Raw genomic sequence first — 21,628 nt, 5'->3', positions numbered from 1 at the left:
TGTCGCCGGGAGACCGGTGGGCATCGGGGTGTAGCGCAGCTTGGCAGCGCGCTTCGTTCGGGACGAAGAGGTCGTGGGTTCAAATCCCGCCACCCCGACAGCTGTAAGACCAGGTCAGGGGCCTGATCCACTTAGTGGATCAGGCCCCTGATTCGTTTCTGGGGCCACCTTGGAGCCGTTTGGGAGCCAACCTCGAAATCCGGCTCCCCGTTGCTTCCCGGAGCTTTTCGGTGATTCGGCGATATACCCCTCGTAGCATGACCCGGCCCACGTACGCTCTGGGCGTCCGACGCACCGCGCCGGGCACACGAGGGGGCACCGTGGATCATCTCTTCACCGTCGATGGCCGGACTGCCACGCCGATATCGCGCACCGGGCTCGCCGCCGAGAGCCTGCTGGAGCGACAGCACCTCCAGGAGTGGGTGATCGCCCATCCTCAGGTACTCGGGGAGTCGGTGCTCGTGATCACCTCGGAGTACGACCGGTGGGCCGACACCGACGGAGTGCCGGCCCGCGACCGGCTGGACGTGCTCGGACTGGATGCGACCGGGCGCCTCGTGGTGGTGGAGCTGAAGCGAGGGACGGCCGACCGGGATGTACACCTTCAGGCGATCACCTACGCCGCTTTGGTGTCCCGGTTCGACCTCGACACGCTCACCCAGGCGCACCGTGGCTTCCTGTCGCGTAGAGGGCAGGCCCTCGACATCGACGCGTGCAGGCAGCGTCTGCTCGACCATGTGGACGGGGAGTGGAGCCCGGAACTGCTCCAGCGTCCCCGGCAGGTGATCATCGCCGCCGACTTCCCCAAGCAGGTCACCCACTCCGTCGTCTGGCTTTCGGAGATGGGTATCGACATTGACCTCGTCCAGGTCGGCCTGTGGCGGGTGGAGGGACACCTCGTCGCCGGGTTCACCAAGGTCTATCCGACCCCGGAGGTTGAGGAGTTCACGCTCACCCCAGCCCGGGTCGAAGGCGAGGCAGCGGCCAAGAAACTGCAGGAACGCTCACGCTCGCGCAACGCCGTCCACGTACTCGTCGGTGCGGGACTGCTGCCCGACGGCACCAGGCTACGGCTGACGCCGCGCCACGGTGCACCGGAATCCATCCGCAACGCCATCCTTGCCTGGGTGGAGGAGGACATCAGCCGAGCAACGGTCACCTGGAACAACAACACCGCCAAGCCACTGATCTGGGACGCCGATGACGCGTCCTATTCACCAACCGGGCTCGCCAACCACATCTTCACGAGCGTGACGGGTCGCACCGCCGACGGCATACAGGGAACTACGTGGTGGGACGTCGACACCGACCATGTGCCCGCCGATGTCGACCCCGAAGAATGGGCCACCCTGGCGGGGATCGACCTCACAGTTCTGGCCAGGCGGCTCAACGGCACCCGCAAAGACTGGACGGGGCTGCACACCCTGCTGGGCGCCGTCCCCGCCGGACGGTGGACCACTTACGGAGACGTAGCTGCGGTGATCGGCAGCCATGCCGTCCCGGTCGGCACCCATCTGGCCGCCTGCGGCCAATGCCCCAACCCCTGGCGTGTCCTCAATGCGGCAGGACGCGTCAGCAAAGGCTTCCAGTGGCCCGATCAGATGCGCACGGACACTCCTACGGAGGTCCTCATCGCCGAGGGGGTCCGCTTCGACGGGGATGTCGCCGATCCGGAAATGCGACTCCGCCAGGATGCCCTCCGGCAGCTACTCGACGGCTGACAAGGTTCCCTCCGGGCTGAAGCACTGTGAGTACCGCACAGTGCCGATCGCGATGGTTATCTAGGGTCCGGTCACTGTCTTCGCAGCTCAACAACTATGCCGGGGGGCTTCAGGCGCATTAGGCACGTGACTGCTCGTGAAAGTGGATCGCGTCCCAGACGGCTGCCTAGATGACGGCTCCGGTGATTGCCAGTACCGCTCCGGCCGCAGCGAGCCAAAGGCCCAGCGCCTCCTGGGCCAAGCCATCCGCCATGGCCGTGTCGATGGCTTTGCGGAGCTTGTTTGCCTCCTCATTCACGATCCCGCCTAGGTGGCTGACCTCAACGCGGCGCTCCCGGCCTTCTGTGGCCACGCTCTCCCTGAGGCGGCCCGCCTCCTCCTGAAGCCAGATCACCCGTTCTACGAGGAACTGCTCGCGCTGCGCAGCAGTGGCGTCCGGCGCCGGTGCCGCCACCACGGTCGCATTGAAGGCCGTCCCGGCTGCATCCGCCGAGATGACCATCGTGGCGGTTCCTGCCACGGGCGGCAGAGGCTTGAAGATGCGACGCAGGGCACCGAACCACTCCTTCATCTGGCGCCATACCCGGAGCCGTTCCGGTGCATGTTGCACCCTGACTCTGCGGACGCCGAAGCCCGCGACTCCCAGGCCGACGAGCTGGAGGCACCTGCCGATGACTGTGAGGACAGTGCCAGCGGTCACAGGTAGACGGTAGGGGTAGAGCAGCCGTTCACACAGCAGACACGGCTTGAGGGCAGCTGGGAGGGCGAACCGGGCCGCCGTCGGGTGTACAGGGTGCGACGCGAACGGGGGTTGATACTTCAGTGTCAGATCGCGCAGCGTCGCAGGCGCGACGCTGCAATACCGCTCTCGACGAGTTGTACGAACGACTGTTCACTGACCACAGCTGCGAGGGGGCGGCAGCACCCAGCAACTTGGCTTCGCCAGCCGCCTCAGGCGTCGGCGCCGCCGAAACGGGTCCGGTAGGCCTCCAGGTCCTCCTCCGAGATCTTCGCGAAGAGCACCGGCGGCACAGTGAAGGCTGTGGGGGCTCGGCGAGGAACGCCGCCTGCACGCGGTCGCCGACCTTCAGCTTGAGCGGAGCGGCGCTGCCACGCCCGTCGCGGCGACCGGGCGGCCACATTGAGCCGTACGGCTGAAGCCGCCGTCACCCGCAGCGGGCTCCTCCCCGCTCCGTACGGGCCCGAACCGCCGCTGACCGAGGGGCTCCCAGGCACGCGGTATTTCCCTGAACTCGCTTGCTTACGCACAGCGTTAAGGGTTCATTCACGTGCGGAGCACCGCCCTCCGAACGACCATCCAGGCATATCAGACGACTTCTTGTGCGGGCATTACCGGTGGGTACCACGAGCTGCTAGAAACTGCATCGCTGCTTCACCCCCCCACCCACCCCCCACACTTCGAAGGTCGGCAACCATGTCCGTACGCCGGTTCTGGGCATCCCTATCCACTCTCGCACTCGCCGCCGTGGCCGCTCTCGGCGTTGCCGGAACCGCCGTCGCGGCGGACTCGGCCGCCGCCGGCGGTTATGTCGCGCTCGGCGACTCCTACTCCTCCGGTGTCGGCGCCGGCAACTACCTCCCCGACAGTGGCGACTGCCGTCGCAGCGCGAACGCCTATCCGCAGCTGTGGGCGGCGGCGAACTCCCCCACCTCGTTCGCCTTCGTCGCCTGCTCGGGGGCGACCACCTCTTCCGTCGCCAGTGGCCAGCTGGGCGTGCTCGACGCGTCCACCGCGCTGGTCAGCGTGACGGCCGGAGGCAACGATGTCGGGTTCGCCGATGTCATGCAGGACTGCCTGCTCGGAAGCGAGGCCACCTGCATCAGCAGCGTGAACGCTGCTGTCGCCGAGATGAACAACTCCCTTCCCGGCCAACTCGACGCGCTGTACGCCGGCATCCGCGCCGGGGCACCCTCCGCCCAGGTCGTCGTCCTCGGGTATCCGCGCTTCTACCAGCTCTCCGGCAGCTGCGTCGCGGGGCTCACCGAGGCCGAGCGGGCCGCGATCAACGACGCGTCGGACGTGCTGAACGGGGTCCTCGCCAAGCGGGCCGCCGATGCCGGCTTCACCTTCTCCAGCGTCGTCGACGAGTTCACCGGGCATGAGCTGTGCTCCGGCGACGCCTGGCTCCACAGCGTGACCGTGCCCGTCCAGAACTCGTACCACCCCACCGTCGCCGGGCAGTCGGGCGGCTATCTGCCCGCCTTCCGGTCTGCGGTGTAGCGGAGACCGGTGCTGTACTGAGGCGGCTCGCCGGGTGACCGGTCCGGTGGGCCGCCCCGGTGTGTCTCCTAGGCTGTCTTACTCAGTACCGCTCCACCAAGTGCTCGCGGCCCGCCGGGGGTTCGTAGGACTCCGGCCAGAAGTCCGTCACCCCCGTGATAAGGCCCCGGTCGTCGAAGGTGAAGAAGTGGATCGCGTGCGTCTCCTCCGGGCCGACCGTGACCTCGGTCCGCGCTGCCGCCTGCAGCCCCTCGGCGTCGGCGACGATCCGCTCGATCCGGATGTGCCAGTCGCCCGGGTACTCCTGGTTGAACCGGACGTAGCGCTCCTTGCCGTGGACACGTTCCCTGGTCTGCGGGAGCTCGTACACCACGTCGTCCGCCAGGGTCGCCGCGAACGCGTCCCAGTCGCGGGCCTCGGCCGTCGCCCAGTACGTCTCCACCGCCGTGCGCAGGCCGCCCGTGGTGATGCTCCCGCTTGTCTCGTCCGTCATAGGAGTGAGTGTGGCGGGCGGCACTGACAATGGCCCGGAGAGCCGCCGTCGAGCTGCTGTTACGCCTCGTTCGGCTTGGGACGCGTCGCCTTCAGCGAGTACATCAGGGGGACCCTCGGACGGTCCGCCGGGAAGCGGTAGTGTCCGTCCGCATGGCGCTCCAGCGTGCCGAAGCGCGGGAAGAGCGAGACGTCGTGCTCGCGGAGGAACTCGATGCGCAGGCCGGCCGCCGCGAGCGCCGTCACCACCTCGCCCACCGGGTGCTGCCACTCGACGCTGCGGTTGTGCACGGTCGGCGCGTCGAAGTCGGCGTACGTCCCCGGGGTCTCGTCCACCCAGGCCTCACGGCTGAAGTAGTCGTGGGTGACCACCGAGCCCGTCCCGTCGTCCAGCGTGTCGGTGAGGGGATGGAACTCCGCCAGGTAGAGGAAGCCGCCGGGCGCGATCAGCGAGGCCGCCGTCTCGGCCCAGCGCTCCATGTCGGGCAGCCAGTTCAGCGCGCCGATGCCCGTGTAGACGATGTCGTACGAGGAGTCGGGGACGGCCGTCGCGGCGTCGTACACATCGGCCGCCACGAACGCCGCGCGGTCCGGGCCGAGGCCCAGCGATTCCGCCAGGCCCCGGGCGGTCTCCACGGCAGGCTCGGAGAAGTCCAGGCCCACCACCTGCGCGGCGCCATGCCGCGCCCAGGACAGGGTGTCCAGGCCGATGTGGCACTGGAGGTGCAGCAGACTCCTTCCCGTGACGTCGCCGACCTCCGCCAGCTCGAACGGGCGCAGCGCGTCCTTGCCGGCCCGGAACGCCTCCAGGTCGTAGAAATCGCTCGCCGCGTGTATCGGCACGCGCTCGTCCCAGCGTGCGCGGTTGGCGTCCTGCCAGTCGTCCGGCGTCGGGGAGTACATATCCCGAAAGTTACCCACAGGGCGGGAGAGGTGCGAGCGGTTATCCACAGGCGGAGGGGTCCGGTCATATCTTCCCACGGGGGTTGTGGACAGGCTTCTCCGGTCGGGCCGGGGATCAGGTTGGATGGAGGGCATGAGCGAATCAGAGAACGTCTCGACCATGCCGGACTGGGAGCAGCGGTTCCGCGCGCCCAGGGTGTCCCTGCCCGACTGGGCCGAGGACGCGCCTGACCGCTCGCTCTTCGTCTCCAACGCCACCGGGACCTACGAGCTCTATGCGTGGGACCGGGCGAACGGGCGGCAGCGGCAGGTGACCGACCGGCCCAACGGGACCACCGACGGCGTGCTGACGCCGGACGGTGAGGCCATCTGGTGGTTCAGCGACACCGACGGCGACGAGTTCGGTGTGTGGATGCGCCAGCCCTTCGGCGGCGGGGAGGACGAGCCCGCCGCCCCCAGCCTCGCGCCCTCGTATCCAGCGGGCCTCGCCATCGGGCGCGACGGGTCCGCGGTGATCGGCCGCTCCACCGACGAGGACGGGACGACCATCCATCGCGTGCGGCCGGCGGGCGGCGACGGGAGCGGGGGCGAGACCACCGAGATCTACCGGCACCGGGAGTCCGCCGGCGTCGGTGACCTGTCGTACGACGGGACGCTCATCGCGCTGGAGCACACCGAGCACGGCGACGCCATGCACTCCGCCCTGCGCGTGGTACGCCCCGACGGCTCCACGGTGGCCGAGCTGGACGACACCGAGGGCGGCACCAAGGAGCTCGGTCTCGCCGTGCTGGGCTTCGTGCCGGTGGCCGGCGACCCGCGGCTCCTCGTCGGGCACCAGCGCCGGGGCCGCTGGGAGCCGATGATCTGGGACCCGGTCGCGGGCACGGAGACCGCGCTCCCCGTCGACCTGCCCGGTGATGTGGGCGCCGAGTGGTATCCGGACGGCTCCGCCCTGCTCATCGAGCACAGCTTCGAGGCCCGCAGCGAGCTGTGGCGGTACGAGCCGGGGGCCGCGGAGCCCGTGCGTGTGGAGACCCCCGCCGGGACGGTGTCGGGCGCCACGCCCCGGCCGGACGGCACGGTGGAGTACCTCTGGTCCTCTGCCGCGCAGCCGCCGGTGGTGCGGTCGACGAGCGGCGCGGTGGTCCTGGACCCGCCGGGCGCCAAGGCCCCGGCGTCGGTGGCCGTCGAGGACGCGTGGGTGGAGGGGCCGGGCGGCAGGATCCACGCCCTCGTGCAGAAGCCCGCCACCGGGGACGGGCCCTTCCCCACCGTCTTCGAGATCCACGGCGGCCCGACCTGGCACGACAGCGACGCCTTCGCCTCCGGCCCGGCGGCCTGGGTGGACCACGGCTTCGCCGTCGTGCGGGTCAACTACCGCGGCTCGACCGGGTACGGCCGCGCCTGGACGGACGCGCTCAAGCACCGGGTCGGCCTGATCGAGCTGGAGGACATCGCGGCCGTGCGGGACTGGTCGGTGAAGTCCGGGCTCGCGGACCCGCAGCGCCTGGTCCTCGCCGGGGGCTCCTGGGGCGGCTATCTCACGCTGCTCGGCCTCGGTACCCAGCCCGACGCCTGGGCACTGGGTCTCGCGGCCGTACCGGTCGCGGACTACGTCACGGCGTACCACGACGAGATGGAGGCCCTGAAGGCGATGGACCGCACGCTGCTGGGCGGCACTCCGGAGGAGGTGCCCGAGCGCTTCGAGGCCTCGTCGCCGCTGACGTACGTCGACGCGGTGCGCGCTCCCGTCTACATCTCGGCGGGCGTCAACGATCCCCGCTGCCCCATCCGTCAGGTGGAGAACTACGTGGACCGTCTGGCGGCGCGCGGCGCGGTGCATGAGGTCTACCGGTACGACGCCGGGCACGGCTCGCTCGTGGTGGAGGAGCGCATCAAGCAGGTGCGACTGGAGCTGGAGTTCGCCCTGAAGCACCTGGGAGGTGGTGACGTCATGGGGGCGTGAGGGACGGGCGGTCCCCCCCCCGGGGGCGTAAGAGGCGGATAAAGGGGCGACCCCGCTCCGGGGGCCCGGAGCGGGGAACCGTACCGTGGAGGGGTGTACCGGTTCCTGCTGACCCCGCGATGGTGGGGGATCAACCTCTTCGTCGTGCTGGCCATCCCGTTCTGCGTGTTCATGGGCACCTGGCAGCTCGGCCGCTTCGAGGACCGTGTGCAGTCGCACGAGCAGGCGGCGAAGCAGCCCGATCCGAGCACCCGGACCGCTGAGCCGCTGGACGAGCTGCTGCCCGTCGACAAGGTGACGTCGGGCCGTCCGGCCGTCGCGACCGGGACGTACGCCGACCAGTTCCTGGTCCCCGGCCGCGAACTGGACGAGCGGCAGGGCTTCTACGTCCTGAATCTGCTGCGGACCGAGGGGGGCAAGGCCCTGCCGGTGGTACGCGGGTGGCTGCCCGGGACCGCGGGCAGCGTCCCCGTGCCGGCCGCGCCGCAGGGCGAGGTCACCGTGACCGGGGACCTCCAGGCCTCCGAGAACATCCACAGCGACGGCGTCGAGACCAGGGGCGGGCTCCCCGCGGGCCAGCTCGGCATGATCAGCGCCGCGTCCCTGGTGAACCTGGTCGACTACGACGTGTACGACGCCTGGGTGACGCTTCCCGAGGCGGAGGCGGGCGGTACGGGCGGCGCGATGAAGCCGGTGCCCGCCGCCGCCCCGCAGGGCAGCGGGCTCGACCTGAAGGCGTTCCAGAATCTGGGGTACACGGGCGAGTGGTTCGTCTTCGCGGGCTTCGTGCTCTTCATGTGGTTCCGGCTGGTCCGCCGCGAGGCCGAGGCCGTCCGCGATGTCGCCCTCGGGCTCGTCCCGGAGGGCGAGGAGGCCGGCGACGTTGCGGGAAGCGAGACCGCACAGGTGCCGGGGAGCCCGAAGACTCCGGAGACCGCGCAGGGCTCGTAGGGCTCGTAGGCGGGGCGGCTGAGTCCGTCTCGGCTTCGGTCGCGGCTTCGGTCGCGGCTTCCGTCGCGGCTTCCGTCGCGGCTTCGGTCGCGGCTTCGCCGAACTACGACGTGGCCAGTACGCCCGTCCGGTAGATCGTGCCCGAGCAGGCGTTGTCGATCTTCGTCTCGGCCGTGGGCGCGCCCGTCTCCGGTGTGTGCGTCACGGCGATGCTGCCCCCCGCCGAGGAGCCGTCCTGGTACAGCGACTGCGTGTCGGCGCCGGACTGGCCGGAGCTCTCGCCCGTCGATCCCCCGGCGCCCGCGTCCGGCGTCGGGGTGGGGGTGGGTGAGGGAGCCACGGTCGGGCAGGTGTCGGCGGGGACCCAGGCGAACTGCACCTCGTAGGCCATGGAGGGCTTCAGCAGCACGGTGCCCGGCTCCTGCGAGGGGTCGGGCAGGCCGGGGGCCGGGTCGCCCGCCGTGTGCTGGATGACGTTGATCTTGAGCGGGTCGGCGGCGCCGAGGGCGGTGAAGCCGACGGTGCCGTCGCTGCTGACCGTGCAGTCCGCGCCGGAGACGTTCGCGATCTTGAAGCTGCCGTACACCGTGCCGTCGGCGCCCGGGGCGCCCGCTCCCGCGGAGGCGACGCCGAGCTGACCCGGGTCGCAGACCGGAAGGGCGGCGAGATCCGCCTGCGGGGGCGCTGAGGTCCCGCCCGTCGTGGCGCCGCCCACCGGTTTCTCGGTGCTGTCCGCCGAGGGGTTCGCCTCGGAAGGTTCCGGTTCGCCGACGCCGCCCCGGCTCTCGTGGTCGGTGGGCTCCACGGTCCGGTCGTCCGGCGCCTGGGGCCCGGGCTCCTCCCCGTTGCCGCCCTGGGCATGCTCGCCGTGTCCGGCGATGGCGGGGAGCGCGGTGGACGGGCCGTCCGACTTCGCCACGTGCACGAAAGCCGGGACCGCCGTGCCGATCAGCAGCGCCGCAGCGGCAGCGCCGACGGCGGCCTGGCGCCGGCGGGCGCGCCGGGCGGGCACCGCGCGCTGCAGATGCTCCAGGGTCCGGTCGGAGGGTTCGAGGTCCCCCACGGCACCGTGCAGCATCCGGCGCAGGGCGACCTCGTCCAGCTCGCCGCCGGGACCGAAACCGGCAGGGCCCAAACCGCCGGGCCCGAAACCGCCAGGGCCGAATCCGCCGGAATCGAAGCCGTCGGAACCGAGACCGTCGGCGCCGTGACCGGTTCCGCGCGCGCTCCGGATGCCCCCGAAGAGGTCGGTGAGCGTACCGGCGGGGTCGGCAGGGCCGCGCCCGCCCGGCTCGCGTGGCGCACTCTCGCCCGGAGCGGCCGGACCGTCCGGTCGGTCCGGCCGCTCCGGATCGGTGTGCGGAGTCTTCTCCGGCCCGTGGTTCACAATTCCGTTTCCCGTCGGGTCATTCTCGTGCCTGTGCTCGTGCCGGTGGCTGGGCCCGCTCATGCCTGGGCCTCCATCACGACGCGCAGCGCCGCGATACCGCGGGAACCGTACGCCTTGACGGAGCCCAGCGAAACTCCGAGCGTCTCCGCGACCTGGGCCTCCGTCATGTCCGCGAAGTACCGCAGGACCAGCACCTCGCGCTGGCGTCGCTGGAGCCCTTTCATGGCTTTGATCAGCGCGTCCCGCTCCAGCTGGTCGTAGGCGCCCTCCTCCGCGCTCGCCATGTCCGGCATGGGCTTGGAGAGCAGCTTGAGCCCGAGGATGCGGCGGCGGAGCGCGGAGCGCGAGAGGTTGACGACGGTCTGGCGCAGATAAGCCAGGGTCTTCTCGGGTTCCCGGACGCGGTTGCGCGCGGAGTGCACGCGGATGAACGCCTCCTGCACCACGTCCTCGCAGGACGCGGTGTCGTCCAGGAGCAGGGCCGCGAGGCCGAGCAGCGAGCGGTAGTGGGCGCGGTAGGTCTCGGTGAGATGGTCGACCGTGGTTCCTGCTGCCACCGTCTCGTCAGCACCCCCGCGCTGCGAGGGCAGCTGGGCCGGGCGCGCGGCGGGCATGGGCGCGATCACCGGCATGCCGCCAGGCGCGCGGGGCCGCCGGGGCGGACGCACGGTCGCGCCTCGCAACGGGCCCACCACTGTGATGTCGAGAACCTCTGCCACGCCTGTTGGACACGCTGCCCCCCGTCAGGGTTGTACGCGTACGGCGCCACGTTCGACGCTGTGCGACATGCCCTCATACGTACCTGCTCTTCCCCAAATGCCCCGTAAACGCGTCTCCGTCACCCAAGAAGTGACGGCATAGACGCACCCCGGCCGACATGCGGTTGCAGGGGGCCGGGAGATCATCGTCGGATATGACAACGCCCCAGCTCAAGAGGTTCAGACCAGGTAATTACTCATAGGGCGTTCACAGATCCTACAAAACAGGTTCGACCGCCCGGTTCGATCAAAGGGGCCCGCTCAAGCGAGGGTAATTTCGGCGGCCACCGATTCCGCAATCTGCGCCACGTTCAAGGCCGCACCTTTACGGAGATTATCGCCGCAAATGAACATTTCGAGGGCCCGGGGATCGTCCATCGAGCGCCGTACCCGGCCGACCCAGGTGGGGTCGGTGCCCACGACGTCGGACGGGGTCGGGAAATCTCCGCACGCCGGGCTGTCGAACAGCACGACGCCGGGTGCGGTCGCCAGGATCTCGTGGGCCCGGTCGACGGCGACCTCGTTCTCGAAGCGCGCGTGGACGGACATGGAGTGCGTCGCGATCACGGGGACGTACACGCAGGTCGCGGTGGTCTTCAGGTCCGGCAGGCCCAACACCTTGCGGCACTGCTCGCGGATGGCCAGCTCCTCGGAGGACCAGCCGTCCCCGGCATCCTCACCGGCCCAGGGCACGACGTTCAGGGCGACAGGCGCGGCGAAAGGACTGAACGGACTGTTGGCGGAGGCGCCGCCGCCCAGGGCCCGGCGTACGTCACCGGGGTGGGTGCCCAGCTCCGTACCGGCCACCAGCGACAGTTGTTCGCGCAGGGCCGTCACGCCGTCGCGGCCGGCGCCGCTGACCGCCTGGTAGGAGGAGACGATCAGTTCGCGCAGCCCGAATTCCGCGTGCAGTGCGCCGACCGCGACGATCAGGGACAGCGTGGTGCAGTTCGGGGACGCGACGATGCCCCGCGGTCTGAGCCGGGCGGCGTGCGGGTTGACCTCCGGGACGACCAGCGGTACGTCGTCCTCCAGCCGGAACGCCGCCGAGTCGTCGATGACGACGGCGCCCTTGGACGCGGCGATCGGGGCCCAGTGGGCCGACACCTCGTCCGGCACCAGGAAGAGGGCCACGTCCACGCCGTCGAACACGTCCTCGGCGAGCGCGAGCACCTCGGTCTCCTCACCGCGCACGACCAGTTTGCGGCCGGCCGAGCGCGGTGAGGCGACGAGTGTGACCTCGCCCCAGACGTCCGCGTGCTGCGAGAGGATCCGGAGCATGACGCCGCCGATCGCCCCGGTCGCACCGACGACCGCGAGCGAAGGGCGGCGTGCGGTCATCGGCCGGTGCCCCCGTAGACGACGGCCTCGTCGGAGTCGCTGTCGAGGCCGAAGGCGGTGTGCACGGCGCGCACGGCCTCGTTGACATCGTCGGCGCGCGTGACCACCGAGATGCGGATCTCGGATGTCGAGATGAGCTCGATGTTGACGCCCGCGTCGGAAAGCGCCTCGAAGAAGCCCGCGGTGACGCCCGGGTTGGTCTTCATACCGGCGCCGACCAGTGAGATCTTGGCGATCTGGTCGTCGTAGCGCAGCGACTCGAAGCCGATGGAGCCCTTGGCCCGCTCCAGGGCGTCGATGGCCTTGCGGCCCTCGGCCTTGGGGAGGGTGAAGGAGATGTCCGTCAGGCCGGTCGACGCGGCGGAGACGTTCTGCACCACCATGTCGATGTTGACCTCGGCGTTCGCGATGGCGCGGAAGATCGCGGCCGCCTCGCCCGGCTTGTCCGGGACGCCGACGACGGTGACCTTGGCCTCCGAGACGTCGTGGGCGACTCCGGAGATGATCGCGTGCTCCACCTTCTGGTCCCCTTGCGGCTCGTTGCTGACCCAGGTTCCGCGCAGTCCGGAGAAGGACGAGCGGACGTGGATCGGGATGTTGTAACGGCGTGCGTACTCGACGCAGCGGTGCAGCAGCACCTTGGAGCCGGACGCGGCCAGCTCCAGCATGTCCTCGAAGGAGATCCAGTCGATCTTCTTCGCCTTCTTCACGACCCGGGGGTCCGCGGTGAAGACGCCGTCGACGTCGGTGTAGATCTCACAGACCTCGGCGTCCAGCGCGGCGGCCAGCGCGACGGCGGTCGTGTCCGACCCGCCGCGGCCGAGGGTGGTGATGTTCTTGCCCTCCTGGCTCACACCCTGGAACCCGGCGACGATGGCGATGTTGCCCTCGTCGATCGAGGTCCGGATGCGGCCCGGCGTGACGTCGATGATGCGCGCTTTGTTGTGGACCGAGTCGGTGATGACACCGGCCTGGCTGCCCGTGAACGACTGGGCCTCGTGGCCCAGGTTCTTGATCGCCATCGCCAGCAGGGCCATGGAGATCCGCTCGCCGGCGGTCAGCAGCATGTCGAACTCACGGCCGGCAGGGATCGGCGAAACCTGCTCGGCGAGGTCTATCAACTCGTCCGTCGTGTCGCCCATCGCGGACACCACGACAACCACCTGGTTGCCGTTCCTCTTGGCGTCGACGACTCGCTTGGCGACCCGCTTGATGCCCTCGGCATCGGCTACGGAGGAGCCTCCGTACTTCTGCACGACAAGGCCCACGTGCGCTCCTCGCTCAGTCATTACTGCGGTCGGCTCAGTTTAACGAGCAGTCCGGAATCGACCCGTCCTTACCAGATGGTGAGATGTCCCGCTCACAACCCGGTACGGCGTGTCGACCCGAACTGCTCGTACGAGGCTGCTGCCCACCCCGGAGTACCGCACTCCTTTTGTGTCCCAGCCCACACCTTCGGGGCGGAATGTGCGAGCCGGGGGCGCCGGTCGGGGTATCTCCCGGGCTGGTCACCGCACCGGGTTGAGCTTGCGGAAGTACGTCCAGCTCGTCTCGTTCGGCTCGCTCCACTCCTGCGGGGCGTGGGCGAACTCCGGCCCGTGCTCGGAGATGTGGGCGCGGGTGCGCTCGGGCACCTCCGCGTACGAGCCGAGCTTGCGGCCCCGGCAGTGGAAGGTGAGGCCGCCGGGCCGCTGCCCCTGGGCCATCCACGGCAGCCACGGCGACATCCGCGACCACGACATGGTGGCCGGAACGCTCGGCGCCGGACCGTCCAGGTCGGCGCGGTCGGCGAAGAACTGGAAGAGCTCCAGCGCCTTGTAGGTGTCGCCGGCCGAGTGGAGGGGGTACTGGGCCACCGGCAGCGGCGAGGGGTAGGCGAGCGGGATCTCCAGGCTGAAGCAGACCTGTCCGCCGAGCTCGGTCGTCGGGACCGGGAAGGGGCGCCACTTCTGGTTGGCCGGGTCGTTCCAGACGTGCACCACCGGCCGCCCCTGCCAGGTCTCCAGGATCTCGCGGGTGACGGGGTCCAGGTAGAACGCGGCTTCCCGGGTGAGCAGCTGGTACGCGTCCGGCCCGGCCTCGGCGTCCTGGACGAGACGGGCGACGTTGAGCCCCTCGAAGCCGAAGACGCGCCGGTAGGGCTCATCGGGGGCCCAGGAGTACACGTCTCCCGACCACCAGTACGTGACCTCCTCGCCGTCCAGCGATGCGCGGGTACGGGCGAAGGAGCGGAGCAGCTCTGCGGGCGTCGCCCCTGTGGGAGCCGAGGGTGTCGTCATACGCACCACTGTGCGCCACCGCCGCCCCGGCACGAGGCCCGGAGCGGCGGTGGCTCGCACCAGCGACCGGCGGCGGTGGCTCTCAACAGCGGTCGGCGGTCAGTGGCCGGCGGCAAGCAGCCACGGCAGCTGGTTGATGTCCCTCTCGGACAGCACGCCCTCGTAGGCGAACACGCTGTCCACCGCGCCGTGCAGATACTCGCCCCACCCGTCGGCGGTGCGGCCCCGGCCGAGCTGGAGCCCGCCCGTGCTCTTCCAGGCGGCGGCGAAGCCGGCCGTGCCGCCTTCGTCGAACTTCACCCCGTCCAGATAGAAGGAAACCTGCTTCGCGGAGGCGTCATGGACGACGGTCAGCCGGTGGCCGATCCCCCTGTTGCCGTCCGGCCCTTCGATACGGCTGAGTACGGTCTCCGGCGCGCCCGGTGCGTCGGCGTGGGCCATCACCAGGTCCCAGCTGGAGCTCTCCGGGTCGAAGCGCACCTTGAAGGCGTCGCCGTGCTCGCCCCCCTGGGAGATCGCGGTCATCGGCGCCGCCGGCTCGTCGTCGGTGAGCCGGACCCTGACGCTGACGGTGAAGCTCCCCGAGGTGTCGACCACGGGCGCGTCCGTGGCGGCGTGGCCCGAGACTCCGTCGAGGCGGAGGTGGCCGTCGCCGTCCATCTCCAGCGGCCAGTCCTGGCCGCACTCCGGGTCCAGCGGGTCGCACGGGTCGTCGAGGCGGTAGAGGGAGGCGCCGGTGCCCAGCTTCAGCGGCGCGCCGCCGCCCTCCTCCGGTGCGAGGCCGTCCGGCGCGGTGTCGAGCGCCCAGTGGCCGAGCCGCCGCGCGGCGCGCGTGGCGAGGTCCTTCACCTCGGAGGCCACGACGATCCGGTCGTACGCCCGTACGTCACCGATCTCGCCCTGCCAGCGGTCCCGGTACCCCTGCGCGCCGCGCGCCCGGCCGATCTGGAAGGCGCCCTCGCCCGCCACGGGAACGACGGCCACCTCCTCGCCGGCCGCGCGGCCGTTGACGTACAGCCGTGCTGTGCCGGTCTCCGCGTCGTACCGGCCCAGCACATGCGCCCACGCTCCGGTCTCGGGCAGGCCGCCCGTGACCCGCGCCCCGCCGACGGCGAACGACCACTGCGGGCCGCCCGCGACCTGGGTCAGGCCCAGGGTGAAGGCGCGCGCCGTGCCCGCGTCCTGCGAGAGGACCGTACGGGTGCCGTCCACGCGTCCCGGCCGCACCCAGCCGCCGACCGCGAAGGTCTCCGCGGTGTCGGTGACGGCCGGAGCACCCGGGGTCAGGAAGCCGTGTCCCGATCCGTCGAGCGAGGCGGTGGCGGCGAGCGGTGTACCGGAGGGCGCGGGCGCGCCGAACGTGACGCCCGCACCGGCACGGGCGGCGGTGCCGTTCTCAGCGGCGGCCGAGCGGGAGCCCGCCGCGTCGGCGAGCTTCCATCGCGCCACCGGGGCAGGACCTTCCCCGATCCGGAAGGTGTAACCGGTGCGCGGGCCACGGTTGCCCGCTCGGTCCTGCGCCTGGACGGAGAGGGTCTGTACGCCGACGCTCTCCGGCAGGAAGCGGATCTGGGCCGATCCGTCGGGCCCGGCCTCGATCGTCTTCGACGGGCCGCCGATGAAGGAGTAGGCATAGGCCGTGACGTCGTCGGCCTGCGCCTTCACGTGGAAGGTCCCCCGGACCCCGACGCCGGGCGTCCACGTGTTGTCGTCCGGATAGTCGGAAGAGGTGACGACCGGAACGTCGGGAGCTGTGCGGTCGTACACGAACTCGCAGGGCGCTCCCGTCCCTTCGCTGCTCCAGGCCGACGCCCCGGCGTCGTTGACGGCGCGCACCCGCCAGGAGATGACGGTCTCGTCGGGGATCGGGCCCGGCAGCTGCCAGGTGAAGGGGGCGGTGTCGGACATCGTGGTGGTGGTCATGGTCACGCGCTCCTCGGCGCCACCCTCCCCCTGCCACCAGACCTCGAACTCCCCACGGCTGACGTGGCCCGGCTGCCCGCCGCCGGGCCCGTAAAGCCGCGCGGTCAGCTGCGGGACGGACCGTATGTAGGGCCGCTCCGCACCGGAGGCGCACGGTTCGCCGCCCGTCTCCAGGTCGGCGGCCGACGGCTGTTTCGGCGGGAGCGCGCCGGACGCCGCCGCCAGCACGGTGCCCGGCGTCGCCAGCACCGTACCGGCGACGATCACCGCGACCGCGGCCGCCCGTCTCGCCCGTCCGTGTCCCGTACGTCTCACCATGTGCGTATACCTCCCCTGTGACGCCACCGAAGATCGCTGGCGGGGGGAGGCTAGCAGCGGCACACGGGGGCCGCTCCCGAATACCGCCAGGTCAGGACACGGTGTGGCCGGGGCGGCGGCCCAGGGCGGGCCTCACCCCGCCGCCAGTGTCTCGGCGTCGATGACCGAGGTGTTCTGCGCCGCGGCGATGCGCCAGGCGCCGTCGTCCTTCGCCAGGACGAAGGTCGGGGTTCCGGGAACCGACTCGGGGTGGGCGGCGATGAGTTCGGAGGGGTCCTCCTGGCCGCGGAAGACCTCGTCCAGGAACCGGCCTCCGTCGCGGGTGGCCGGACGCTGGCGGATCTTGACCGCGGCCACATCAGGGCGGATGAAGAGGATGAGGTCGACGGTGTACGTGGCGGTCACCGGCGAGTCCGCCTGCGGCGGGAGCACCTTGCGGGTGAAGGCGCTGATCTCGGGCAGGCCGGTCAGCCTCTTCCCGTGGGCCGTGGTCCAGATGACGTCCTCGCGAAACCCGCTGAGGAACGCATCGGGCTGCGCCCTCTGCTGGGCGTCCTGCACGCCTGCGACGAACGCGACGATGGCGTCCACGTCCTCCTGCGGGGCCGGTACGCCGAGGACGGTGGGGGTTCCGGTGCTCATGAGGGTCTCCAGCCGTGCGGTGCCGGTCGGTCCGGGCAGGACGAGCCTCACGCCTCAAGCGCGGTTGAGGTCAAGAGGGCGGTGCCGCGAAAGCATGCCGCCTCCGGCCGCCCCGGCCATCCGGTCCCCCGTACTCGATGGACACCCTGGTCCGGGCTACTTCACCGGCCGCAGACCCAGCGGCCCCGCGATCTCCTGGAGCATGACGCGGCCCGCCTCCTCCGCCAGGTCGTCCTCGCCCGGGTCCTGGTCGGTGTCCAGGCCGTCCAGCTCCTCCAGGGGCTGGCCGAGGCGGATGTGGGCGACCAGGGACTGGAGGGCGCGGAGGGTGGCGGAGGCGGTGGAGCCCCAGTTGGAGAAGTAGGAGAACTGCCACCACCACAGCGCCTCGGCCGTGCGCTCCGCCTCGTAGTGCGCGAGGCCGTGGCCGAGGTCGGTGACCAGGTCGGCGAGGTCGTCGGAGATGCGGTGCGGGACCGGGGCCTTGCGGGGCTCGTACGGGTCGAAGACCTCGGAGTAGACGTCGATCGGCTCCAGGAGGGCCGCGAACCTCTCGCGCAGGCCGTCCGCGTCCGGCTCGGGGCCGAGGTCCGGCTCGTACCGCTCGTCGGGGAGGACGTCCTCGTACGCGCCGAGGCGGCCGCCCGCGAGCAGGAGCTGCGAGACCTGGAGGAGCAGGACCGGGACGGCCTCTTCCGGCTCGTCGACCTTGGAGACCTCGGTGACCGCGACGATGAACGTCTTGATCTGGTCCGCGATCTGGACGGCGAAGTCGCCCGGGTCCTGCGTGACGGAGTTCAGCGTGGCGTCAGACATCGAGGGGACCTCCCGTGGGCGCGGTCACAGACGGTGAAGCGGACGGCAGTGTGCGAGAAGCGCGGGGACCGGCCGCCGTGGTGTCAGACATCCAGCAGCCGCCTCCCCTCGAACGCGCGGCCCAGCGTGACCTCGTCGGCGTACTCCAGGTCGCCGCCGACCGGCAGGCCGCTGGCCAGCCGGGTCACCCTGAGGCCCATCGGCTTGACCATCCGCGCCAGGTACGTCGCGGTGGCCTCGCCCTCCAGGTTGGGGTCGGTCGCCAGGATCAGCTCCGTGATGGAGCCGTCCGCGAGCCGCGCCAGCAGCTCACGGATGCGCAGGTCGTCCGGGCCGACGCCCTCGATGGGGCTGATCGCCCCGCCCAGGACGTGGTAGCGGCCGCGGAACTCGCGCGTCCGCTCGATCGCCACGACGTCCTTGGGCTCCTCGACCACGCAGATGACACTCCGGTCGCGGCGCGGATCGCGGCAGATCCCGCACTCCTCCTGCTGGGCGACATTGCCGCACACGGCGCAGAACCGGACCTTGTCCTTGACCTCCAGGAGGGCATGGGCGAGACGGCGTACGTCGGTGGGCTCGGCCTGCAGGATGTGGAAGGCGATCCGCTGCGCGCTCTTGGGACCGACGCCGGGCAGCCTGCCCAGTTCGTCGATGAGGTCCTGAACAACGCCTTCGTACAACGGAACGCCTTTCTTTGCTTCCTGCTCCGTACCGTAGTGGGTACGGGTCGGTACCAGTAGGCCCCCGGCGTCAGCTCCCGGGGGCCCGGCCCGTCAGAACGGCAGGCCCGGGATCGAGCCTCCGCCGCCCAGGCCCTGCGCCAGCGGGCCGAGCTTCTCCTGCTGGAGCGCCTGCGCGTTCTCGTTGGCCGCCTGGACGGCCGCCACCACGAGGTCGGCGAGCGTCTCGGTGTCCTCCGGGTCCACGGCCTTCGGGTCGATCACCAGGGCCCGCAGCTCGCCGGAGCCGGTGACGGTGGCCTTCACGAGGCCTCCGCCCGCCTGTCCGTCGACCTCGGCGCTCGCCAGCTCCTCCTGGGCCGCGGCGAGGTCCTGCTGCATCTTCTGGGCCTGCTGGAGCAACTGCTGCATATCGGGCTGGCCACCACCGGGAATCACGGTCACTCCTGGCATTTCGACGACGAATGTTTCGGTAAGCCGAGCCTACGTGCTCCCCGGTCACCGCGCTTCACCCGCCGGGGACCAACTCTTTCGGGTGAGATTCGTCAACCGCCGTGAACGCTCCTATACCTGACCAGCGGCCCTGTGCAGGCGAGAATCCCGCGATTTCGACTCCGCAGACCACCATTCGGCGGTAGGAAGGGCATGCACATCGGTACGCATGCGCGCATGTGTGGTGACGCAGAGTTACCCGCGAGGAAGCCCCGACCGTCCGTTCCGTCCGTCAGAGTGCGAAGGAGTGCCCCGGTGAGTCAGCCGGAGATGCAGCCCGAGGGGCCGCCCCGCAAGGAGTCCGATGCGGGTTCCGGTGAGATCGGAGTGGAGTGTTCCGCTTCTGGCTCCCGCGCCGGCGGAGCCGGGGGAGGCGGCGGGGGTCGCGGGGTGGGCAGCGGTGGAGGAGGCGGTGGAGCCGGTGACGCCGGGGGGCCGGACGGATCGGGGAGCAGCGGGGCCAGGAGCGGTGGCGGTGCTCGTGCCGGTGGGGCCTGGGGCGGTGGCTCCGGGGCCGGCGGGCGCGACCTGACCGGGCGGCCCTTCCCCCTCGGGGACTGGGGCGAGCCCGCCGAGCGGCTCGACGAGCTCTACCGCTGGGTCGAGTCGGGCGCCCTCGCGACGGCAAAGTGGTATCTCACCGACCGTGTGTGGAAGCGCCGGGGGGCCCGGGCCCTGCGGCTGGGCACCGCCGCCGGGGTCGTCGCGGGGGCCGCACTGCCGCTGCTCGACCTGACCGGGACGCTGAGCGGGTCCGCCGGCTGGGGGTACCTCTCGCTGCTGCTGGGAGCCGCCTGCATGGGCTGCGACCGGTACTTCGGGCTCACCTCCGGCTGGATAAGGAACCTCGCCACAGCGCAGGCCGTGCAGCGGCGGCTCCAGGTGCTCCAGTTCGACTGGGCGTCGGAGTGCGTACGGGAGATGCTCGGCCCGTCCGAGGGGACGGCCAGCGAGGCGGCCGAGCGGTGCCTGGGGGTGCTGCGGCGGTTCTCCGAGGACATCACGGAGCTGGTGCGGTCGGAGACGGCGGACTGGATGGTGGAGTTCCGGGCGGGGCCCGCACCCATGGGGACGCAGGCGCTGGTTTCCGGGAGTGCGGGGGGCCGGGCCGAGCCCGGCGGGGTGCCGGGACGGTTCTCCATGCCGTCCGTCGCCGCGCGGCCGAACATGCCCCGGCAGCGGCCTCCGGAGGCGCCGCGCTAGCTCGACAGGTGGCTCAGCTGAAGATGATCATCGAGCCCTGCGCCAGCGACCGTGTGGCCGCCGCGTGCAGGCCCAGCCAGACGTGGCGCTCCCTCGCGAACGGACTGTCGTCGTACGGGACCGGGGTCGCCGGTTCCTCCAGGGCCGTGGGGCCCGGGGGCGGCTGAGGGGCGGCCGGGGGGTTGGCCGGGTCGATGCCGATGGACGGGGCCACGTACTCCAGCTCCCGCAGCAGCCCGTGCGCGGAGCCCAGGGGGCCGCCGCCCTCCAGCAGCGCGTCGTTCGAGAGCGGGGCCGGGAAGTCGACCGGGACGTACGCCCCGGCGTGGTCGTAGTGCCAGACCAGGTGCGACTGCTGCGCGGTCTGCTCGAACATCTCCAGCAGCTGCTCGTAGTCGCCGCCGAGTCCCTCGACCGGGGTGACGGCCAGACCGCTCAGCTGGAGCAGGTAGGCGCGGCGCAGGAAGTGCAGGGCGTCGTAGTCGAAGCCCGCCACCGGGGCCACGTCCCCGTTGAGGCCCGGCATGTAGGCGAACACGGGGACGGGGGGCAGCCCCGCGTCGTTGAGCGCCCGGTCGTAGACGGCGATCTCTTCGGCGAACGGATTGTCGGGGCTGTGGCACAGCACATCGACGAGGGGGACGAGCCACAGGTCACAGGCCACGAAGTCTCGCTCTCCAACGGGTTCGGCGATCGTCGGACCAGCGTAATGCGAGGTGAACCCCACGCACAGTGCGTGGGTTCCTACTCTTCCGGGCGCGCCCTGGCCCCCTGGGCCTCCAAGTGGTCCGCCCAGGCCAGCGCGTGGGCGTAGTACGCCTGCATCACCGCCAGCACCTCGCCGCGGTCGCCGCCCGCGATGGCCTCGACCAGCTCCTCGTGCCCGAACCACAGGACGTGCTCGTCCGCGTGCTCGCCGCGCAGCCGGTGGACGGCGAACGCCCAGGCCTGGACGCGGAGTTTGGCGAGGAAGGCGGTGATGTACGGGTTGAGGACGAAGGCCCCGAGCTCCCGCCAGAAGCGGAGGTCGTACCCGATCAGTACGTCGAGATCGCCGCCCTTCGCCGCGCGGACGGCCTCCGAGGCCCGGCGCCGGATCGGGGCGAGCGCCTCGGGCCGGACGGCCACCTGGTCGGCGGGGCTGCGGAAGATGCCCTCGACGACAAGGGAGCGGGCCTCGACCATCGCCCGGTAGTCCGCGATCGTGAACTCGTGGACCTGGAAGCCGCGGTGCTGGTCGGATGCGAGCAGCCCCTGGGCGGAGAGGTCGAAGAGCGCCTCGCGGACGGGCGTCGCCGAGACGCCGTACTGTTCCGCGATCTGCTTGACGGTGAACTCCCGGCCCGGGAGCAGTCGCCCGGCCAGCACTTCATCGCGCAGCGCGTCGGCGATCTGCTGGCGCAGCGTACTGCGGGTCACACCTCCGCTCGGCCCCATGGGCGGCCCTTCCCGTTCGTCGGCCGTCTTTCGGCTCGGGCCACCCTAAGCCAGCCGCCCGCCGTGCCCGA

Annotated in this window: 20 protein-coding genes, 1 tRNA gene and 1 pseudogene; 6 read left to right on the top strand and 16 right to left on the bottom strand. The window is 71.0% G+C overall.

Annotated features, from left to right (window positions below; translation table 11 throughout):
• Positions 1-24 precede the first annotated feature (24 nt).
• Together ABZ154_RS19470 and ABZ154_RS19465 are read left to right on the top strand one after the other, a co-directional pair.
• Positions 25-98 (top strand) — tRNA-Pro (locus ABZ154_RS19470).
• Positions 99-179: 81 nt separating this feature from the next.
• Positions 180-1,721 (top strand): DNA-binding protein, encoded by a 1,542-nt coding sequence (locus tag ABZ154_RS19465; RefSeq protein ID WP_356834174.1) that lies wholly within the window; start codon positions 180-182, stop codon positions 1,719-1,721.
• 166 nt (positions 1,722-1,887) lie between these two features.
• Here ABZ154_RS19465 and ABZ154_RS19460 read toward each other — a convergent pair whose 3' ends face one another.
• Together ABZ154_RS19460 and ABZ154_RS19455 are read right to left on the bottom strand one after the other, a co-directional pair.
• Positions 1,888-2,421 carry a hypothetical protein gene (locus tag ABZ154_RS19460; RefSeq protein WP_356834172.1) on the bottom strand — a complete coding sequence of 178 codons (534 nt, stop codon included), beginning with the start codon at positions 2,419-2,421 and terminating at the stop codon, positions 1,888-1,890.
• A 251-nt stretch (positions 2,422-2,672) separates the two neighbouring features.
• A pseudogene (locus ABZ154_RS19455) lies at positions 2,673-2,783 on the bottom strand (hypothetical protein); the annotation flags it as partial.
• A 373-nt stretch (positions 2,784-3,156) separates the two neighbouring features.
• Between ABZ154_RS19455 and ABZ154_RS19450 the strand changes: the two are divergent.
• Positions 3,157-3,963 carry an SGNH/GDSL hydrolase family protein gene (locus ABZ154_RS19450; RefSeq protein ID WP_356834170.1) on the top strand — a complete coding sequence of 269 codons (807 nt, stop codon included), beginning with the start codon at positions 3,157-3,159 and terminating at the stop codon, positions 3,961-3,963.
• Between the two features lie 82 nt (positions 3,964-4,045).
• Here ABZ154_RS19450 and ABZ154_RS19445 read toward each other — a convergent pair whose 3' ends face one another.
• Positions 4,046-4,456, bottom strand: a complete 411-nt coding sequence (locus ABZ154_RS19445) for a nuclear transport factor 2 family protein (RefSeq protein WP_356834167.1) — start codon at positions 4,454-4,456, stop codon at positions 4,046-4,048.
• Between the two features lie 59 nt (positions 4,457-4,515).
• Positions 4,516-5,358 (bottom strand): class I SAM-dependent methyltransferase, encoded by an 843-nt coding sequence (locus ABZ154_RS19440; protein WP_356834165.1) that lies wholly within the window; start codon positions 5,356-5,358, stop codon positions 4,516-4,518.
• A gap of 124 nt (positions 5,359-5,482) precedes the next feature.
• Between ABZ154_RS19440 and ABZ154_RS19435 the strand changes: the two genes are divergently transcribed.
• Positions 5,483-7,324 (top strand): prolyl oligopeptidase family serine peptidase, encoded by a 1,842-nt coding sequence (locus ABZ154_RS19435; protein ID WP_356834163.1) that lies wholly within the window; start codon positions 5,483-5,485, stop codon positions 7,322-7,324.
• A gap of 93 nt (positions 7,325-7,417) precedes the next feature.
• Positions 7,418-8,275 carry an SURF1 family protein gene (locus tag ABZ154_RS19430; protein WP_356834161.1) on the top strand — a complete coding sequence of 286 codons (858 nt, stop codon included), beginning with the start codon at positions 7,418-7,420 and terminating at the stop codon, positions 8,273-8,275.
• A 103-nt stretch (positions 8,276-8,378) separates the two neighbouring features.
• On the opposite strand, the gene ABZ154_RS19425 is transcribed toward ABZ154_RS19430, so the two are convergent.
• The 10 genes from ABZ154_RS19425 to ABZ154_RS19380 form a co-directional block, all read right to left on the bottom strand.
• Positions 8,379-9,662: a hypothetical protein gene (locus ABZ154_RS19425; RefSeq protein WP_356834159.1), complete on the bottom strand. Its 1,284-nt coding sequence runs from the start codon at positions 9,660-9,662 to the stop codon at positions 8,379-8,381.
• A 59-nt stretch (positions 9,663-9,721) separates the two neighbouring features.
• On the bottom strand, positions 9,722-10,384 hold the full coding sequence (locus tag ABZ154_RS19420) for a SigE family RNA polymerase sigma factor (RefSeq protein WP_356834157.1): 663 nt from the start codon (positions 10,382-10,384) through the stop codon (positions 9,722-9,724).
• 300 nt (positions 10,385-10,684) lie between these two features.
• The gene (locus ABZ154_RS19415) at positions 10,685-11,764 is read right to left on the bottom strand and encodes an aspartate-semialdehyde dehydrogenase (protein WP_356834155.1); all 1,080 of its coding nucleotides are present in this window, start codon (positions 11,762-11,764) and stop codon (positions 10,685-10,687) included.
• On the bottom strand, positions 11,761-13,032 hold the full coding sequence (locus tag ABZ154_RS19410) for an aspartate kinase (protein WP_018514188.1): 1,272 nt from the start codon (positions 13,030-13,032) through the stop codon (positions 11,761-11,763). The genes ABZ154_RS19415 and ABZ154_RS19410 overlap by 4 nt, the downstream gene beginning before the upstream one ends.
• A gap of 240 nt (positions 13,033-13,272) precedes the next feature.
• A complete protein-coding gene (locus tag ABZ154_RS19405; protein WP_356834153.1) occupies positions 13,273-14,043 on the bottom strand; it encodes a DUF1838 family protein in 771 nt (256 codons plus the stop codon).
• A 99-nt stretch (positions 14,044-14,142) separates the two neighbouring features.
• The gene (locus ABZ154_RS19400) at positions 14,143-16,284 is read right to left on the bottom strand and encodes a LamG domain-containing protein (protein ID WP_356834151.1); all 2,142 of its coding nucleotides are present in this window, start codon (positions 16,282-16,284) and stop codon (positions 14,143-14,145) included.
• A gap of 132 nt (positions 16,285-16,416) precedes the next feature.
• Positions 16,417-16,926 carry an SgcJ/EcaC family oxidoreductase gene (locus ABZ154_RS19395; RefSeq protein ID WP_356834149.1) on the bottom strand — a complete coding sequence of 170 codons (510 nt, stop codon included), beginning with the start codon at positions 16,924-16,926 and terminating at the stop codon, positions 16,417-16,419.
• Positions 16,927-17,082: 156 nt separating this feature from the next.
• Positions 17,083-17,742, bottom strand: a complete 660-nt coding sequence (locus ABZ154_RS19390) for a DUF5063 domain-containing protein (RefSeq protein WP_030565136.1) — start codon at positions 17,740-17,742, stop codon at positions 17,083-17,085.
• An 83-nt stretch (positions 17,743-17,825) separates the two neighbouring features.
• Entirely contained in the window at positions 17,826-18,425 is a 600-nt protein-coding gene (recR, locus tag ABZ154_RS19385) for a recombination mediator RecR (RefSeq protein WP_030565138.1), read from the bottom strand.
• A 93-nt stretch (positions 18,426-18,518) separates the two neighbouring features.
• The gene (locus ABZ154_RS19380; protein ID WP_128849177.1) at positions 18,519-18,863 is read right to left on the bottom strand and encodes a YbaB/EbfC family nucleoid-associated protein; all 345 of its coding nucleotides are present in this window, start codon (positions 18,861-18,863) and stop codon (positions 18,519-18,521) included.
• Between the two features lie 309 nt (positions 18,864-19,172).
• Between ABZ154_RS19380 and ABZ154_RS19375 the strand changes: the two genes are divergently transcribed.
• Positions 19,173-20,120 carry an SLATT domain-containing protein gene (locus ABZ154_RS19375; RefSeq protein ID WP_356834146.1) on the top strand — a complete coding sequence of 316 codons (948 nt, stop codon included), beginning with the start codon at positions 19,173-19,175 and terminating at the stop codon, positions 20,118-20,120.
• A gap of 13 nt (positions 20,121-20,133) precedes the next feature.
• Here ABZ154_RS19375 and ABZ154_RS19370 read toward each other — a convergent pair whose 3' ends face one another.
• Complete coding sequence (locus ABZ154_RS19370) at positions 20,134-20,784, bottom strand: hypothetical protein (RefSeq protein ID WP_356834144.1); 651 nt, start codon at positions 20,782-20,784, stop codon at positions 20,134-20,136.
• 80 nt (positions 20,785-20,864) lie between these two features.
• The gene (locus ABZ154_RS19365) at positions 20,865-21,557 is read right to left on the bottom strand and encodes a GntR family transcriptional regulator (RefSeq protein WP_356834142.1); all 693 of its coding nucleotides are present in this window, start codon (positions 21,555-21,557) and stop codon (positions 20,865-20,867) included.
• Positions 21,558-21,628 lie beyond the last annotated feature (71 nt).

It is taken from the genome of Streptomyces sp. NPDC006261 (assembly GCF_040613515.1).
Lineage (GTDB): Bacteria > Actinomycetota > Actinomycetes > Streptomycetales > Streptomycetaceae > Streptomyces.
The sequence above is the reverse complement of the archived record's forward strand: the minus strand, read 5'-3'. Positions and strand labels throughout refer to the sequence as shown.

Excerpts from the sequence above, each read along its gene's own strand:
- ABZ154_RS19450 (WP_356834170.1), top strand. The coding sequence starts at position 3,157 with ATGTCCGTACGCCGGTTCTGGGCATCCCTATCCACTCTCGCACTCGCC.
- ABZ154_RS19445 (WP_356834167.1), bottom strand. The coding sequence starts at position 4,456 with ATGACGGACGAGACAAGCGGGAGCATCACCACGGGCGGCCTGCGCACG.
- ABZ154_RS19440 (WP_356834165.1), bottom strand. The coding sequence starts at position 5,358 with ATGTACTCCCCGACGCCGGACGACTGGCAGGACGCCAACCGCGCACGC.
- ABZ154_RS19435 (WP_356834163.1), top strand. The coding sequence starts at position 5,483 with ATGGAGGGCATGAGCGAATCAGAGAACGTCTCGACCATGCCGGACTGG.
- ABZ154_RS19415 (WP_356834155.1), bottom strand. The coding sequence starts at position 11,764 with ATGACCGCACGCCGCCCTTCGCTCGCGGTCGTCGGTGCGACCGGGGCG.
- ABZ154_RS19405 (WP_356834153.1), bottom strand. The coding sequence starts at position 14,043 with ATGACGACACCCTCGGCTCCCACAGGGGCGACGCCCGCAGAGCTGCTC.
- ABZ154_RS19400 (WP_356834151.1), bottom strand. The coding sequence starts at position 16,284 with ATGGTGAGACGTACGGGACACGGACGGGCGAGACGGGCGGCCGCGGTC.
- ABZ154_RS19395 (WP_356834149.1), bottom strand. The coding sequence starts at position 16,926 with ATGAGCACCGGAACCCCCACCGTCCTCGGCGTACCGGCCCCGCAGGAG.
- ABZ154_RS19390 (WP_030565136.1), bottom strand. The coding sequence starts at position 17,742 with ATGTCTGACGCCACGCTGAACTCCGTCACGCAGGACCCGGGCGACTTC.
- ABZ154_RS19365 (WP_356834142.1), bottom strand. The coding sequence starts at position 21,557 with ATGGGGCCGAGCGGAGGTGTGACCCGCAGTACGCTGCGCCAGCAGATC.